This is a genomic window from Propionibacterium ruminifibrarum (assembly GCF_900289195.1).
Taxonomy (GTDB): domain Bacteria; phylum Actinomycetota; class Actinomycetes; order Propionibacteriales; family Propionibacteriaceae; genus Propionibacterium; species Propionibacterium ruminifibrarum.
In genome coordinates this window covers 43,223-58,274 of the sequence record NZ_OMOH01000012.1, presented here as the reverse complement: position 1 = coordinate 58,274, position 15,052 = coordinate 43,223, and the positions used below count along the sequence as shown (strand labels likewise).

The window sequence follows — 15,052 nt, the reverse complement described above, 5'->3', positions numbered from 1 at the left end:
GTCGACAGTTGAGTCACACCGCCGGTGAGCTCATGACCGGCACCACATCTGTTCCGATCAAGGAGTCACCATGATGAAGAAGATCGCAGGGCTCGGCCTCTGTCTCGCCGCGTTGACCATGACGGCGTGCAGCACAGTGCAGGCCAGCCACTCGGACAGCGCACCGGCCGGAGTCAACGCGGGATCGGCGAGCGAACCCGCCCAGGACTCCTCTGGCACGACGCAGGGCACCGACGCCACCTTCGGCACCGCATACACCTGGGACGACGGACTGGCGATCGAGGTGAGCGCACCCGAGCCCTTCACCCCCGGCGAGTACGCGATCGGCTCCGATGGCTACAGCGATTTCGTCGTGTTCACCGTGCGCATCGTCAACGGCACGAGCGAGAACTGGGACCCGAGCCTGTTCTACGCGACGCTCCAGTCAGGGAACCAGGAGGCCAGCCAGGTGTACGACTCCGGGCAGCTCGGCGACAGCCCGTCCACCTCGCTCCTGCCGGGCCGTGAGGTGCAGTTCCAGATCGCCTTCGGCGTCAACGACCCGGCCGACCTGGTCTTGGAGGTGGCCCCGGACTTCACCTACAAGAACGTCATCTTCCACAGCTGACACAGCGGCGGGCTGACGCCCGCACCCAGTACCGGCCCTCCCCGTGATTCCTTCACCTCCTCTCTTCAGTTGTTTCCGCACGGGGAGGGCCTCCCCTTCTGACGGTGGCCGGCCGGGCCAGTCATCGGCCGGCCACCGTCGGCGCCTCCACGAGGCCTTGCGGCACACCGGGCCACCGGGCTGATCACCGATCCCCGTCACGGCGAGTCGCCTGATCTGGATGAGCGCTACCGGCGACAGTGCCGCCCCCGGACACTTATGATCCAGTCATGGCAAGGAGTGATGTCCGCGCTGACCGGCTGCTCACCTGGGAGCGGGTCACCGAGTGGCCGCTGATCGTCGCCGCCCTGGTCTTCCTCGCCGCCTACGCATGGCAGGTCATCGCCGATCTGCGGAGCACGGCGCGCACGGTCACCGAGGTCGTGATGAACGCCGTCTGGGTGGTCTTCATCGTCGACTACCTCGTCCGCCTCGCCCTCGCACCGGCGCGGGGGCGCTGGTTCCTACAGCACCTGTTCGACCTCGCGGCCGTCGCGCTCCCCCTGCTGAGACCACTGCGCCTGCTGCGCGTCGTGGCGCTCGTGAGGGTGCTGCAGCGCAACGCGGGTCTCGCCCTGCGGGGCCGCATCATGATCTACGCGGCCGGCGGGGCGGCACTCATCACCTTCGTGGCCTCGCTGGCCGTCCTGGAGGCCGAGCGGAACACCCCCGGCACCTCGATCACGACCTTCCCCGACGCGTTGTGGTGGGCGCTCGTGACCATCACGACCGTCGGCTACGGCGATCTGGCCCCCGTCACCGCGATCGGGCGCACGGTCGCGGCGCTGCTCATGATCGGCGGCATCACGCTCATCGGCGTCATCACCGCGACCCTCGCGTCGTGGATCGTCAGCACGATGGCCGTGGAGAGCGCCGAGGAGGAGGCGGCCACCCGGGCGCAGGTGACCAATCTGCAGCGGCAGGTCGCCGAGCTCACCGAGCAGATCGGGACGCTGGTCTCGGAGCGGCCGGTCACCGGGCAGGATGCCAGAGGCGGTCCCGGAAGCCGAACCGCCGATTGAGAGCGAGTTGTCCCATTCGCCGTCACCGTTCGGGCCACAGTGGCACAGCCCTCTCTCCCCCGTACGGGGACTGACGACGGGCGGTGAGGGCGGCAGTGATCGGCTCATTCCCCGGGTCGCAGCGTGTAGCAGGCGACCGCGGCCGCAGCGGCCACGTTGAGGGAGTCGATGCCGCGGGCCATCGGGATCCGCACGGCGACGTCGGCCTGGCGCAGCCACCGCGAGCTGAGCCCGCTGCCCTCGGTGCCCATGAGGAGGGCCACCTTGCGGGACTCGCCGGCCAGTTCTGCGGCGAACGAGTCGAGCGTCACGGCGTCGTCGCGCAGGGCCATCGCCGCCACGGTGAAGCCGGCCCGCTTGAGCACGTCGAGGCCCCCTGCCCAGTCGTCCATGCGCGCCCAGGGCAGGAAGAAGACCGCACCCATGCTCGTCTTGATGGCCCTGCGGTAGAGCGGGTCGGCGGCCCGCGGGGCGAGCAGCACGCCGTCCCAGCCGAGAGCGGCGGCGCACCGGATGATCGCGCCGACGTTCGTGTGGTCGACGATGTCCTCGGCCACGACGAGCCGCCGGGCCCCCAGCAGGTCGCTCATGGTCCACCGGGTGGTGCGTTTCATCGAGGCGAGGGCACCGCGGTGCACGTGAAAGCCGGTGACCTGTTCGGCAAGCGCCTCGTCGACCACGTAGACGGGCACGTCGAACCGGTCGAGGACCTCGCTCAGCCCGGCGATCCAGCGTTCGGCCAGCAGGAAGGAGCGCGGCTCGTAACCAGCCTCGCAGGCCCGCCGGATGACCTTCTCGCCCTCGGCGATGAACAGGCCGTGGGCGGCCTCGAGCGATCGGCGCAGTGAGACGTCGCGCAGCCGCACGTAGTCGCCCAGGCGCTCGTCTTCGGGGTCGGTGACCGGGATGAGGGTTGCCACGGCGCAAGAGTAGTTGCTGCCGGCGGTGGGCACCGGCTGTCACCCGGCCCGCTCGATCCTAGACTGACCGCGTGACTACGTCGCAGACCCCACCGCACGAGCACAGGCCCTGGTACCGGCGGATCCGCGTCGACTGGTTCGTGACGGCCATCGTCGTCTCCGCCGTCGTCGCCACCCTGTTGCCGGCGACCGGTGAGGCGAATCACGTGCTTGACTGGGCCGTCAAGGTGCTGATCTTCATCCTGTTCTACCTGTACGGCGTGCGGCTGGCCCCCCGGGAGGCATTGGCCGGCCTGACCCACTGGCGCCTGCACGTGACGATCCTGGTCTTCACCTACGTCGTCTTCCCGCTCATCGCGCTCGCCCTGCGCCCGCTGTCGGGGCACTACCTGAGCCCCGAGCTGTACCTGGGTGTGCTGTGGCTGTCGATCCTGCCGTCCACGGTGCAGAGCTCCATCAACTTCACCTCGATCGCCGGCGGCAACGTGGCCGGGGCGATCGTCTCGGCCTCGCTGTCGAACATCCTGGGCGTCTTCTTCACGCCGCTGCTGGCCATGGTCGTCATGAGCACCGGGGGGCTGGTCATCGAACCCAGCTCGATCCTCGACCTGTGCGTGCAGCTGCTGCTGCCGTTCGTGCTGGGCCAGCTCACCCGGCGCTGGACGGCCGGTTTCGTCACATCGCACCCGCGACTGAAGCTCGTCGACCAGTTCAGCATCGTCTGCGTCGTCTACAGCGCCTTCAGCGACGGCATCAACGAGGGCGTCTGGCACACGGTCGGCGCGTTCGACATCGTCCGGCTGCTGCCGGTGCTGCTCGTCGTGCTCGCGGTCATGCTGACCATCACGTGGTGGCTGCCCGGCCGGCTCGGTTTCGGGCGCCGCGACCAGATCGCCATCCAGTTCTGCGGCACGAAGAAGTCGCTGGCGACCGGCGCCCCGATGGCCTCGGTGCTGTTCAGCGCCGCCCAGGTGCCGCTGCTCGTCCTGCCGCTGATGATCTTCCACATGGCGCAGTTGATCGCCTGCGGCGTCATCGCCGGGCGCTACCGCACCAAGTCCCCCGCCTGGCACGAGCGGGCCGGGCGGCTGAGCGTCACCGAGAAACCCTCGACCTGACCCTGCCTGCACGACTTCGCCCTGCGTTCGTCGTGGAAAGACACACAGAAACCGCAGGCTGTGCACAACGCAGGGGCCGCGCCGCCTTGGATCGTGGCCCTTGCCTCAGCCGGTGACGGCGGCCTTGGCGGTCCAGCGCCCGTCGGCGGCCTGCTCGATGTGCAGCGGCATGCCGTAGACGGCGGACATGTTCTCGTCGGTGAGTACCTCGCCGACCGGGCCGGATGCCGCGGCCCGGCCGTCGGACAGCAGCAGGGCGTGGGTGATGCCGGCCGGGATCTCCTCGACATGGTGGGTGACGAGGACGGTCGTCGGGGCGTAGGGGCTGGCGCACAGCTGGTTGAGCGTGGACACCAGACGTTCGCGCCCGCCGAGGTCGAGGCCGGCGCCCGGCTCGTCGAGCAGCAGCAGCTCCGGGTCGGTCATCATGGCGCGGGCGATCTCGACGCGTTTGCGCTCGCCCTCGCTCAGCGTGCCATAGGTGCGGTCGGCGAGATGGGCCACCCCGAAGTAGTCCATGAGCCGGCCGGCCCGTTCGAAGTCCATCTCGTCGTAGTGCTCGTGCCAGCGCCCGTTGATGGCGTAGCTGGCCGAGACGACGACGTCGCCCACCTTCTCGCGGTAGGGGATGCGGTGGGCCATCGAGGCGCTCGTCAGGCCGATGCGGGGCCGCAGTTCGAAGACGTTGACCGCTCCGAGCACCTCCCCGAGGATTCCGACGACGCCCTTGGTGGGGTACAGGGTGGTCGCCAGGATCGACAGCAGCGTGGTCTTGCCCGCTCCGTTCGGCCCGATCACGACCCAGCGCTGGCCCTCGTCGATGCTCAGGTTCACGTCGTCGAGCAGAAGCTTCTCACCACGCCGAACGCTGACCCCTGCAAGCTCTGCCACCGAAACCATGGTTAGACCTTACAATCCCGCCCGGCGCCGCGTTGCCCGGATCGGCCGGGGATTCCCGCGTTCGCCTGCAACGCAACCACTTAGCCGTGGCCGGGACCGCCGTTAACCTTGTCGCCGTGTCCGACTCCGTCATCGAGTGCCTGCGGCTCGTGAGCCTGCTCAACGCCATGGGCGTCGGCGCTCTCGATGCGCCGCAGGCCGAGCATGTGCTGCGCATGACCGAGGCCGGTGAGCCGGACCGTCCCCACCACGTCGCCGATCCGGAATCCGTACTGGGCCTGGACACCGACGGCGCCGTTCCGGTGCGGCTTGCCCTGGCCAGGATCTCAGACCGGATGCGGGGCGCGCTGTGGATGCTGGTGCTGGCCCGGCCGGGAGATCTCGGGGGCCTGCGCGGGCCGGCCGCGGTGAACGAGCAGGCCCTGGCCTGCGGGGCCGCGGTCATCCGTCACGACGGCGGGGCGGTCTGGTTCCCCCACCCGGTCGGCCCGGCGATGCAGTGGCAGCTGGCCCGCGCCGAGCGCCCCCTGCCCCCTCCCACTCCGAGTGAGGCGGCGACGGCACTCAACGAGCAGATCCTCGAGTCGGCTCGCGAACTGGCCTCGCTCGACGTGGTGGCCGGCAGCAGGCCGGCGGACGCGGCGTCGGTCGTCCTCGGGCAGGCCTACCCGGCCCGCAACCAGCAGCTGCTCGACAAGGCGATGCTCTGGCGCGAGGCCTGCGCGGCCGGGCTGGACGCCGGTGACGCGCTGCTGCACTCGCACGCCCAGCAGATCCGCTTCACGCACCTGCGCCGCCTCGACGCCCTGTGCTGCGAGGCCATCAGCGCCGCCGCGAGCTGGCCCGACATGAGCCCGGCCCGCGCCTGACCGGCACGTCGGCCCCTATGCCACGCCCCTCCTCTGGGTATCCCCCGGCCAGAAGCGGCCGCCCGTCCCGCAATCCTTCAGCGTTGACCGGACACCCCGTCCCGCCCGTGCGGCGGGCCGGTGAGCAGGCCGCGGCCGCTCCGAGGAACCCGACGAGGCGCCCGCAGACCCGTGACCGGTCCTCCGGCCGGACCCATGTGGCGCTGTACCGGTCCCACACCGTGCCGGAACGAGAGGATGGGAGGGCGCCTGCCGCTGCCGGGCCCGGACGTGAACATGGCGAAGGGCCCCGCCCCGAGGGACCGGGCCCTTCGTCGCAGTGTTCCAGGGATCAGGCGCCGGTCGAGAACAGACCGCCGTCGACGTGGATGATCTCGCCGGTGGTCGCGGCGAACAGGTCACTGAACAGGGCGCAGATCACGGTGCCCACCGGGGTGGCGTCCTTGGCGTCCCAGCCGAGGGGGGCGCGTTCGTCCCAGACGTCGTTGAGCGAGGCCGAGCCGGGGATGGCCTTCTTCGCCAGCGAGTCGATCGGCCCGGCCGAGACCAGATTGGCGCGGATGCCGTCCGGGCCGAGGTAGCGGGCCAGGTAGCGGTTCGCGGACTCCAGGCCGGCCTTGGCGACGCCCATCCAGTCGTAGGACGGCCAGCTGATCGTGGCGTCGAAGGTGAGGCCGACGACCGAGGAGCCGGGGCCCATCATGTCCTTCAGCGCCACGGCGAGGGCCGGGTAGGAGTAGGTCGAGGTGTGCAGTGCGGTGGCCACGTCGTCCCACCCGGTGGACAGGAAGTTGCCGCCCAGCGCCGTCTCGGGGTTGGCGAAGGCGATGGAGTGCAGCACGCCGTCGACGTGGTCGAAGCCGTTCTCGGCCAGCGTGCCGGGCAGTGCCGCCAGGCTCTCGGCGCTGGTGGCGTCCAGCTCGATGACCGGCGGCGCCGGGTCGAGCTTGGCGCAGACGCGCCTGCACAGGCTGAGCGCCCGGCCGAAACCGGTGACGATGATGTCGGCGCCCTCGCGCTGGGCGACCTCGGCCGCCTTGTAGGCGATGGAGGTGTCCATCGTGATGCCCGTGATGAGGATCTTCTTGCCCTCGAGAATGCCCATGTGTCCTTGTCCTTTCGTTCCCGTCGAAGGTTAGCGCCCCATGCCGATGCCGCCGTCGACGGGCAGCACGACGCCGGTGATGTAGCCGGCCTCGTCGGAGCACAGGAAACGCACCGCGGCGGCGATGTCGTCGACCTCGGCGGCACGACGCAGCGGGATGCGTTTGAGGTAGTCGGCCTTGACGTCGTCGGACAGCTCCTCGGTCATGTCGGTGCGGACGAAACCGGGCGCCACGACGTTGCAGGTGATGTTGCGGCTGCCGAGCTCGCCGGCGACCGAGCGGGCCATGCCGATGAGCCCCGCCTTGCTGGCCGCATAGTTCACCTGGCCCGGCGTGCCGACGTAGGCGGACACCGAGCTGATGAGCACGATGCGGCCGAAGCGGGCGCGCGTCATGGGACGCACGGCGCGGCGCACGGTGCGGAAGGTGCCCGACAGGTTCGTGTCGATGACCTCCTGCCAGGCCTCGTCCTTCATCATGGCCATGAGGCCGTCGCGGGTGACCCCGGCGTTGGCGACGAGGACCTCGACGGGGCCGAGTTCGGCCTCGATCCGCTGGTAGGCGGCGTCGACCTGCTCCGGGTCGGTGATGTCGCAGGCGATGCCCAGCACGCCCTCTGGGGCGGTGCCCGTGCGGCTGGTCCCCGCGACGCGGTAGCCCGCCTCGAGGAGATGGGCGGCGATGGCCGCGCCGATACCGCGGCTTGTTCCGGTGACGAGGGCTACGCGCCCGTTCTGCTCATTGCTCACCCGGCCACGCTACCGGTTCTCGTGCCCCTGCGTGTGGCGATGCACACAGTGCGGCAGGATGAGGACATGGATCTCGGATTGCACGACAGGGTGTTCATCGTCACGGCCGCCGGCAGTGGTCTGGGACTGGCAAGTGCCCGGGCGCTGGTCGCCGAGGGGGCCCGCGCAGTGCTCGTGGCCCGCCGCCGGGAGGCCCTCGACGCCGCCGTCGCCGAGCTCGGCGACAACGCCACGGCCCTGGCGGCGGACCTGTCACTGCCCGGCACGGCGCCAGAGGCCGTCGACCTGGCGCTGGCCACGTGGGGACGCCTCGATGGCGCGATGGTCTCGGTGGGCGGCCCACCGAAGGGCACCGTCACCGGCACCACAGACGAGCAGTGGCTCGGCGCCTTCGACTCCGTCTTCCTCGCCGCGCTCCGCACCGCGCGCGCCGTGCTGGGCGCGAACCCGGCCGCCCGCCTCGGTTTCGTCCTGTCGGTCTCGGCCAGGATGCCGCTGGCCGACATGGCGCCGAGCAACGGCCTGCGCCCCGGCCTGGCGATGCTCGTCAAGCAGCTGGGGGACGAGATCGCCCGAGACGGCGGCCGCACCTTCGGTCTGCTGCCGGGCAACATCGCGACGCAGCGCATGGTCGACCTGCTGGGGCATGAACCGACCGCCGAGGACGCCCGACGCGCCGGCATCCCGATGGAGCGCCTGGGCACGCCCGAGGAGTTCGGCGCCGTGGCCGCCTTCATGCTCTCCGACGCGGCGAGCTACCTCACCGGATGCCTCCTGCCCGTCGACGGCGGGATGCTCCGCGGGCTGTGATCGGGCAGGGCCCCGTCCCGATCGCGCAGCGCCTGGACGCCCTGGGGCGGGCCTGCCCGCTGCTGGCCTGCCCGGTGTGCGCCCGCCGGGGCACCCGGGACGTGCCACTGGCCATGTCCGGGCGAACCCTGCACTGCCCGCACGGGCACGTCTTCGACGTCGCACGGCAGGGATACGTGAACCTTTCCGGGACGGGCCAGCCGCGCAACGCGGACACCCCACGCATGCTCGACGCCCGCGACCGCTTCCTCGCCTCGGGCGTCTACGAGCCACTGCGCACCGCGGTCGTCGAAGCCTGCGGGACGCCGTCACGCCTCGCCGAGGCCGGCTGCGGCACCGGCTGGTACCTGGCCGGTGCCGCAGCCGCCAACCCCGGGGCCACGGCGCTGGGCATGGACGTCTCGGTGCCCGCGCTCCGGCGGGCCGCCGCCCGCGGCCTCGCATCGGTCGTGGCCGACACCTGGGCGGGGCTGCCGGTGTGCTCTGGCTGCGTCGACGCGCTGCTGTGCGTCTTCGCCCCACGCAACGCCGAGGAATTCGCCCGCGTCCTGTCGCCCGCGGGACGCGTCGTGGTCGCCACCCCGCAAACCGCCCACCTGGCCGGCCTGCGAGCGATGCTCGGGCTGCTCGACGTGGCCGGTGACAAGACCGAGCGGCTCGCAGAGCAGATGGGCGGGGCCGGTCTCGAACTGGCCGGCCGGCGCCTCGTCGAGTTCGAGGCCGCATGCACCCTGGATCAGCTGCGCGACCTGGTGGCCATGGGACCGAACGCCTTCCACGAGCACGCCGGGCCGAACGGGCCCGGCACCATCACCGTGAGCGTTCTCGTGAGCGTCTGGACGCGAACGGCCCGGTGAGCCGGGGCCGCCTCGGCCCCGCCCGGGAAACTCGCGAGCGGCTTAACACCGTGATGGCGCCCTCCGGCTAGGGGTGACGCCGGAAGTCGGGTGTCACGATCATGTCCTCGTCCGGCACATATCCATTTCGGCGTGGTCGTCGGCCGTCTGGAGGCCTTACGATCCGGGGTGAGAACGGAGATCACCATGACGACCCTGACCGTGGTCAGTGCCGGCATGCGCGCACCGTCGACGACGCGAATGCTGGCTGACGAGTTGACCGAGGCGGTGTGCGTGCGGCTTCCCGGGCCGCTCACCGTGACCAGCATCGAGGTGCGCGACTACGCGCAGGCCATCACCGACGCGCTCCTGGGCGGTTTCACCCATCCGAATCTGGCAGAGGTGATCGCCTCGGTGAAGGACGCCGACGCCCTCATCGCCGTCTCCCCCACCTTCCAGGGTTCGTACTCGGGCCTGTTCAAGTCCTTCATCGACCTGCTGCCGCCGACCGACCTGGTCCACAAGCCGGTGCTGCTCGGCGCCACCGGGAGCTCCGAACGTCATTCGCTCGTCATCGAGCACGCCATGCGTCCGCTGTTCAGCTATCTGCGCACCATGACCACACCGACCGGCGTCTACCTGACGACCAGCGAGCTGGGCGGGGACATGGAGAACGTGCGCGCCCACATCGATCGGGCGGCCGATGAGCTCGCCGCCTTCGTCCGCCTCAACGCCACGACGAGGAATCCCCTGCCGGCGGCCGCCGCCGATGACCCCGCCGCCATGGCCATCGAGATGGATCAGGCCCAGGCCGAACTCCACCTGAACCGCAGCGAACGCACCGACAACACCTTCGACGAGGTGGTCCGCACGCTCGGGTGGCCCTGACCCCGTCCGGGCCGCTCATCGCGCCCGTCCGGCGGCCGCCGGCCGCCTCACGGCGCCTCAGGCCAGCGCGACGAGCTCGGCGTAGTCCTCGTTCCACAGGTCCTCGTCCCCGTCGGGCAGCAGCAGGACACGGTCCGGGCTGAGGGCCTGGACGGCGCCCTCGTCGTGAGTGACGAGCACCATCGCGCCCTTGTAGGCGCGGATCGCGCCCAGCACCTGCTCGCGGCTCGCCGGGTCGAGGTTGTTCGTCGGCTCGTCGAGCAGCAGCACATTGGCCGCGCTGACGACGAGCGTGGCCAACGCCAGCCGGGTCTTCTCGCCGCCCGACAGCACTCGCGCCGGTTTGTGGTCGTCATCCCCGGTGAAGAGGAAAGCGCCGAGTACCGCACGGGCATCGGTCTCGTTCAGCTGGGGTGCGGCGGCCTGCATGTTCTCGAGCACGGTGGCGTCCATGTCGAGCATGTCGTGCTCCTGGGCGAAGTAGCCGAGCTTGAGGCCGTGACCGGGCAGCACCTCGCCGGTGTCGGGCTTCTCGGCGCCGTACAGCAGGCGCAGCAGGGTCGTCTTGCCGGCACCGTTCAGCCCCAGCACCACGACCCGGGAGCCCTTGTCGATGGCGAGGTCGACGTCGGTGAAGACCTCCAGCGAGCCGTAGGCCTTCGACAGTCCCTCGGCCATGAGCGGTGTCCTGCCGCAGGGAGCCGGATCGGGGAAGGAGATCGCCGCAACCCGGTCCTGGGTCCGTTCGGTCTCGGTGCCGGCCAGCAGTCTCTCGGCGCGGCGGGCCATGTTCTGAGCGGCGGTCGCCTTGGTCGCCTTGGCGTGCAGCCGCTCGGACTGGGCCAGCAGTTGAGCGGCCTTGCGTTCGGCGTTCAGCCTCTCCCGGCGGCGGCGCTTCTCATCGGCCTGGCGCTGGGCCAGGTAGAGCTTCCACCCCATCGAGTAGACATCGAGCGTGGCCCGGTTCGCATCGAGGTGGAAGACCTTGGTGACCGTCTCGTCCAGCAACTCGGTGGAGTGGCTGATCATCATGACACCGCCGGCGTAGGACGCCAGGAAATCACGGAGCCAGGTGATCGAGTCGGTGTCGAGGTGGTTCGTCGGCTCGTCGAGCAGCAGGGTGTCGGCATTGCTGAACAGGATGCGGGCAAGCTCCACGCGGCGTCGCTGGCCGCCCGACAGTTCGTGCAGCGGCTGGGCGAGGACCCGGTCGGGCAGACCCAGGTTGGACGCGATGCGCGCGGCCTCGGCCTCGGCGCCGTAGCCGCCGGCAGCGACGAAGGCGGCCTCGGCTCGGTCGTAGGCGGCGAGCGCCTTCTCGCGTTCAGCTCCGCTGGTGCGGGAGATGTCATCGGTGGCCCGGCTCATCCTGGTCATCAGGGACTCGATGTTGCGGGCCGAGATGATGCGCGACCGAGCCGTGATCGAAAGGTCCGATTCCCGGGGGTCCTGCGGCAGGTATCCGATCCGGCCCGAGCGCCTGACCACGCCCCCCGATGGAAGACTCTCACCGGCCAGGATCCGCATCGTCGTCGTCTTGCCGGCACCGTTGCGGCCGACGACCCCGATCTTGTCACCGTCGGCCACCTGGAAGCTCACGGGAGCCAGCAGCAGGCGGGCGCCGACACGTACCTCCAGGTCATTGGCTTGTAACACTGTGCTCCTGCACTCCTCGACGATGGACCGTCGTCCATTCTCCCGCACGCGCCGGCCCCGCACAAAAGTCGCCCGTCCGCGTCATGGGGACAACAAAATGGTTGAAAAAGGTTCTTTCGATTTGGTCACAGGGGACGTTCCGTCGCACAATGAAGACACCTGCGTGTCGCGTCATCGTCGCAAACGCCCCCCGATCGTGCGAGGTACCCGGGAGCAGGCGCCATGTACCCCCGCCACCCCCATAGGCAGCACAGGACGACGAAAGCGAACCAGATGTCAGATGCCTCACGTGCATCGCGCCCAAGCCGGCGTGCCCTCGTGGCGCGTTTCGTTCTCATCGTCGTGGTCGTCATGGCGATCAACGCGCTCATCCAGGTCTTCGTCGGCACCTGGCTGGGCGTCATCGAGAACGTCTGCTGGTTCGTCTCAGCCGTCCTGATGGGCTGGGCCGGTTCCTTCGGCCCCGAACGGATTCACAACGAGTGACCCCCGAACCCGCCCGGGTCGGGGCAGGCACGTGATGGGGGCTGCGTGCCCGGTGCACGGCAACCCCCATCACGTGCCCTGTGCCGATTCAGACGTTGAAGCCGATGTACCGCAACTGCTCCCGTCCGTCGTCGGTGATGCGGTCCAGGGTCCACGGCGGCAGCCAGACCCAGTTGATCGTCACCGAGTTCACGAGCCCGTCGAGAGCCGACTGGGCACCCCATTCGAGCTGGTCCGTGAGCGGGCAGGCCGGGCTCGTCAATGTCATGTCGACGACGACATTGGCCTCTTCGTCGATCTCGACGCCGTACACGAGTCCCAGATCAACGACGTTGACCATGAGCTCGGGGTCGATGACCTCCTTGAGGGCCTCGAGGACCTGATCCTGGGTCGGGGGCTCGGTGACGCCGGTCGGGGCGTCGGGCAGCCTGTCGCGCACCAAGTCGGACGGGCGCTGCCCGGGCGTCATACCGCCGTTGAGTGACTGCTGCTCAGTCATTCTGTCTCCTTCTCGTCGCTGATGTTCGCGCCGGCACGGGCGAGCGCATCGCGCAGAGCCATCCAGCTCAGCATGGCGCACTTGACGCGTGCCGGGAACTGTGAGACGCCGGCGAACGCGATCGCGTCCTCCAGGACGTCCTCGTCGGGCTCGATCCGGCCCTGGCTCTCCATCATCTGCTTGAACACCGAGAAGACGTCCATTGCTTCCTCGACGGTGTGACCGATGACCAGATCGGTCATGACCGAACTGGAGGCCTGGGAGATGGAGCACCCCTCACCGGCGTAGCTCACATCCCCGATCCGGTCACCGTCGATCGCCACGCGCAGCGTCAGTTCGTCGCCGCAGCTCGGATTCACGTGGTGCACCTCGGCGCCGAAGGGGGTGCGCAGCCCGCTGTGGTGCTTCTCGCGGTAGTGGTCCAGAATGATGTCCTGGTACATCTCCTCGACGTTCATCAGCGGCCTCTCAGCTTCCCGGTGAAGAAATCGTGGGCCCAGACGACGGCCTCGCAGAGGGCGTCGATCTCGGCCTTCGTCGTGTAAAGATACCCGGATGCCCGAGCCGAACTCTGCACACCGAGGCGCCGGTGCAGTGGTTCGGCGCAGTGGTGTCCGCCGCGCACCGCGACGCCCCGTGAGTCGAGCAGTTGCATGAGGTCGTGCGGGTGCACGTCGTCGACGGTGAAGCTGATCGCTCCCCCACGCTCGACGGCCGTGGTCGGCCCCATGACGTGCACGGCGGGGATCTCGCCGAGCCGGGCCAGCGCGTACTCGGTGATCTCGTGCTCGTGGGCGGCGACCTGTTCCATGCCGACGTTCGCGAGGTAGTCCACGGCGGCGCCGAGACCGACGGCCTGGGCGATCGGTGGGGTGCCGGCCTCGAACTTGTGCGGCACGTCGGCCCAGGTGGCGCCCTCCATGGTGACGACGCCGATCATCTCGCCGCCGCCCAGGAAGGGCGGCAACTCGTCGAGCAGGGCGCGCCTGCCCCACAGCACCCCCACGCCGGTCGGTCCCAGCATCTTGTGGCCGGTGAAGGCCAGCAGGTCGACGCCGAGTTCGGACACGTCCGTGGGCAGCTGGGGCACCCCCTGGGAGCCGTCGGCCACCATGACCGCGCCGACGGCGTGGGCCTGCTCGGCGATGCGCGCGATGGGGTTGACGGTGCCCAGCACGTTGGAGACCCAGGCCAGCGAGACGATCCTGGTGCGCTCGTTGATGAGCCCGTCCCGTTCGGCCGCCTCGAGGTCGAGACGGCCCTCGTCGGTGATGTCGAACCAGCGCAACGTGGCCCCGGTGCGTTCGCACACCATCTGCCACGGGATGAGGTTCGAGTGGTGCTCCATCACCGAGATGACGACCTCGTCACCGGGCCCCAGCCGGTTCCCGAGAGTGTTCGCCACCAGGTTGAGAGCTTCCGAGGCGTTCTTGGTGAAGACGACCTCCGCGGGGTCCTTCGCCCCGATGAAGCCGGCGACCTTCGCGCGAGCACCCTCATAACCCGCCGTCGACTCGGCGCCGAGCACGTGCATGGCGCGGGCGACATTGGCGTTGTGCTCACGGTAGTGGCTGGTCAGCGCCTCGATGACGCTGAGGGGCTTCTGGGAGGTGTTCGCACTGTCCAGGTAGGTGAGGGGGTAGGGCCCCACCTGCCGTCCCAGGATCGGGAAGTCGCGGCGGATCGCCTCGACGTCGACGTCACTTCGCATACTGCTCGTAGCCCCGCTCCTCGAGGTTGTCGGCGAGCTCGGGGCCGCCGGAGACCTTGACCCGACCGTCCACGAAGACGTGGACGCGGTCGGGGTGCACGTAGCGCAGGATGCGCGTGTAGTGCGTGATGAGCAGCACCAGCTTGTCGGGTTTCTTGGCGAACCGTTCGATGCCGGCCGAGACGACCCGCAGGGCGTCGATGTCGAGACCGGAGTCGATCTCGTCGAGAATGGCGGCCCGCGGATCGAGCAGTTCGAGCTGGGCGATCTCGCCGCGCTTCTTCTCGCCGCCGGAGAAACCCTCGTTGACGGAGCGTTCGGAGAAGTCGCTGGTCAGGTCCATGACGGTCAGGGCCTCGTTGACCTGTTTGGGCCAGGTCCTGACCTTGGGGGCCTCACCGGAAAGAGCCGTCTTGGCGGTGCGCAGGAAATTGGCCATCGAGACGCCGGGAACCTCGACCGGGTACTGCATGCCGAGGAACAGGCCGGCGCGGGCGCGCTCGTCGACGGGCAGATCGGACAGCTCGACGCCGTCGAGCGTCACCGACCCCTGGGTGATGGTGTACTTCGGGTGGCCGGCGATGGCGTAGGCCAGGGTCGACTTGCCGGAGCCGTTGGGGCCCATGATGGCGTGCACCTCACCGTCCCTGACGGTCAGGTCGACACCCTTGAGGATCTCCTTGGGGCCATTCTCGGTGTCGACATCGACATGCAGATCCTTGATGACGAGTTCAGCCATCTTCTTCAGTTCTCCTTCACGGGGCGTTCGATGCCGACGAGAACCGGGGCGTCCTCGGCGCGAACTGGGTACATGGGTGTGGGAATGTGCGGTATGA

At 69.5% G+C, this 15,052-nt stretch carries 17 protein-coding genes; 8 read left to right on the top strand and 9 right to left on the bottom strand.

Annotated features, from left to right (window positions below):
* The first annotated feature begins 70 nt into the window (after nucleotides 1-70).
* Together PROPJV5_RS11410 and PROPJV5_RS11405 are read left to right on the top strand one after the other, a co-directional pair.
* Nucleotides 71-607: a hypothetical protein gene (locus PROPJV5_RS11410; RefSeq protein WP_119716485.1), complete on the top strand. Its 537-nt coding sequence runs from the start codon at nucleotides 71-73 to the stop codon at nucleotides 605-607.
* Between the two features lie 269 nt (nucleotides 608-876).
* Complete coding sequence (locus PROPJV5_RS11405; protein ID WP_119716484.1) at nucleotides 877-1,668, top strand: potassium channel family protein; 792 nt, start codon at nucleotides 877-879, stop codon at nucleotides 1,666-1,668.
* A gap of 104 nt (nucleotides 1,669-1,772) precedes the next feature.
* Here PROPJV5_RS11405 and PROPJV5_RS11400 read toward each other — a convergent pair whose 3' ends face one another.
* Nucleotides 1,773-2,588: a TrmH family RNA methyltransferase gene (locus PROPJV5_RS11400; RefSeq protein WP_119716483.1), complete on the bottom strand. Its 816-nt coding sequence runs from the start codon at nucleotides 2,586-2,588 to the stop codon at nucleotides 1,773-1,775.
* A gap of 71 nt (nucleotides 2,589-2,659) precedes the next feature.
* Between PROPJV5_RS11400 and PROPJV5_RS11395 the strand changes: the two genes are divergently transcribed.
* Nucleotides 2,660-3,706 carry a bile acid:sodium symporter family protein gene (locus PROPJV5_RS11395; protein WP_119716482.1) on the top strand — a complete coding sequence of 349 codons (1,047 nt, stop codon included), beginning with the start codon at nucleotides 2,660-2,662 and terminating at the stop codon, nucleotides 3,704-3,706.
* A gap of 105 nt (nucleotides 3,707-3,811) precedes the next feature.
* Here PROPJV5_RS11395 and PROPJV5_RS11390 read toward each other — a convergent pair whose 3' ends face one another.
* Nucleotides 3,812-4,606: an ABC transporter ATP-binding protein gene (locus PROPJV5_RS11390; protein WP_119716481.1), complete on the bottom strand. Its 795-nt coding sequence runs from the start codon at nucleotides 4,604-4,606 to the stop codon at nucleotides 3,812-3,814.
* A gap of 116 nt (nucleotides 4,607-4,722) precedes the next feature.
* Here PROPJV5_RS11390 and PROPJV5_RS11385 point away from each other — a divergent pair, with 116 nt between their 5' ends.
* Nucleotides 4,723-5,475 carry a hypothetical protein gene (locus PROPJV5_RS11385; protein ID WP_119716480.1) on the top strand — a complete coding sequence of 251 codons (753 nt, stop codon included), beginning with the start codon at nucleotides 4,723-4,725 and terminating at the stop codon, nucleotides 5,473-5,475.
* A 331-nt stretch (nucleotides 5,476-5,806) separates the two neighbouring features.
* Here the strand turns inward: PROPJV5_RS11385 and fabI are convergent, their stop codons facing one another.
* Complete coding sequence (gene fabI, locus PROPJV5_RS11380) at nucleotides 5,807-6,580, bottom strand: enoyl-ACP reductase FabI (RefSeq protein WP_119716479.1); 774 nt, start codon at nucleotides 6,578-6,580, stop codon at nucleotides 5,807-5,809.
* A 30-nt stretch (nucleotides 6,581-6,610) separates the two neighbouring features.
* Nucleotides 6,611-7,330 carry a 3-oxoacyl-ACP reductase FabG gene (gene fabG / locus PROPJV5_RS11375; RefSeq protein WP_119716478.1) on the bottom strand — a complete coding sequence of 240 codons (720 nt, stop codon included), beginning with the start codon at nucleotides 7,328-7,330 and terminating at the stop codon, nucleotides 6,611-6,613.
* A 66-nt stretch (nucleotides 7,331-7,396) separates the two neighbouring features.
* On the opposite strand from fabG, the gene PROPJV5_RS11370 reads away from it, so the two are divergent.
* The 3 genes from PROPJV5_RS11370 (at nucleotide 7,397) to PROPJV5_RS11360 (ending at nucleotide 9,864) form a co-directional block, all read left to right on the top strand.
* On the top strand, nucleotides 7,397-8,140 hold the full coding sequence (locus PROPJV5_RS11370) for an SDR family oxidoreductase (RefSeq protein ID WP_119716477.1): 744 nt from the start codon (nucleotides 7,397-7,399) through the stop codon (nucleotides 8,138-8,140).
* Nucleotides 8,137-8,997 (top strand): putative RNA methyltransferase, encoded by an 861-nt coding sequence (locus tag PROPJV5_RS11365; protein WP_182858702.1) that lies wholly within the window; start codon nucleotides 8,137-8,139, stop codon nucleotides 8,995-8,997. Before PROPJV5_RS11370 ends, PROPJV5_RS11365 begins: the two co-directional genes overlap by 4 nt.
* A 186-nt stretch (nucleotides 8,998-9,183) precedes the next feature.
* Nucleotides 9,184-9,864: a CE1759 family FMN reductase gene (locus PROPJV5_RS11360; RefSeq protein ID WP_119716475.1), complete on the top strand. Its 681-nt coding sequence runs from the start codon at nucleotides 9,184-9,186 to the stop codon at nucleotides 9,862-9,864.
* A 57-nt stretch (nucleotides 9,865-9,921) separates the two neighbouring features.
* Here the strand turns inward: PROPJV5_RS11360 and PROPJV5_RS11355 are convergent, their stop codons facing one another.
* Entirely contained in the window at nucleotides 9,922-11,520 is a 1,599-nt protein-coding gene (locus PROPJV5_RS11355; RefSeq protein ID WP_119716474.1) for an ABC-F family ATP-binding cassette domain-containing protein, read from the bottom strand.
* Between the two features lie 318 nt (nucleotides 11,521-11,838).
* Here PROPJV5_RS11355 and PROPJV5_RS12595 point away from each other — a divergent pair, with 318 nt between their 5' ends.
* The gene (locus PROPJV5_RS12595) at nucleotides 11,839-12,006 is read left to right on the top strand and encodes a hypothetical protein (RefSeq protein WP_182858701.1); all 168 of its coding nucleotides are present in this window, start codon (nucleotides 11,839-11,841) and stop codon (nucleotides 12,004-12,006) included.
* Between the two features lie 88 nt (nucleotides 12,007-12,094).
* Here the strand turns inward: PROPJV5_RS12595 and PROPJV5_RS11345 are convergent, their stop codons facing one another.
* The 4 genes from PROPJV5_RS11345 to sufC are packed head-to-tail and all read right to left on the bottom strand — an operon-like array spanning nucleotide 12,095 to nucleotide 14,955.
* On the bottom strand, nucleotides 12,095-12,475 hold the full coding sequence (locus PROPJV5_RS11345) for a metal-sulfur cluster assembly factor (protein ID WP_119716494.1): 381 nt from the start codon (nucleotides 12,473-12,475) through the stop codon (nucleotides 12,095-12,097).
* Between the two features lie 26 nt (nucleotides 12,476-12,501).
* Nucleotides 12,502-12,963 (bottom strand): Fe-S cluster assembly sulfur transfer protein SufU, encoded by a 462-nt coding sequence (sufU, locus tag PROPJV5_RS11340; protein WP_119716472.1) that lies wholly within the window; start codon nucleotides 12,961-12,963, stop codon nucleotides 12,502-12,504.
* Nucleotides 12,963-14,216: an aminotransferase class V-fold PLP-dependent enzyme gene (locus PROPJV5_RS11335; protein WP_119716471.1), complete on the bottom strand. Its 1,254-nt coding sequence runs from the start codon at nucleotides 14,214-14,216 to the stop codon at nucleotides 12,963-12,965. The genes sufU and PROPJV5_RS11335 overlap by 1 nt, the downstream gene beginning before the upstream one ends.
* Entirely contained in the window at nucleotides 14,206-14,955 is a 750-nt protein-coding gene (gene sufC / locus PROPJV5_RS11330) for a Fe-S cluster assembly ATPase SufC (protein ID WP_119716470.1), read from the bottom strand. The genes PROPJV5_RS11335 and sufC overlap by 11 nt, the downstream gene beginning before the upstream one ends.
* Nucleotides 14,956-15,052 lie beyond the last annotated feature (97 nt).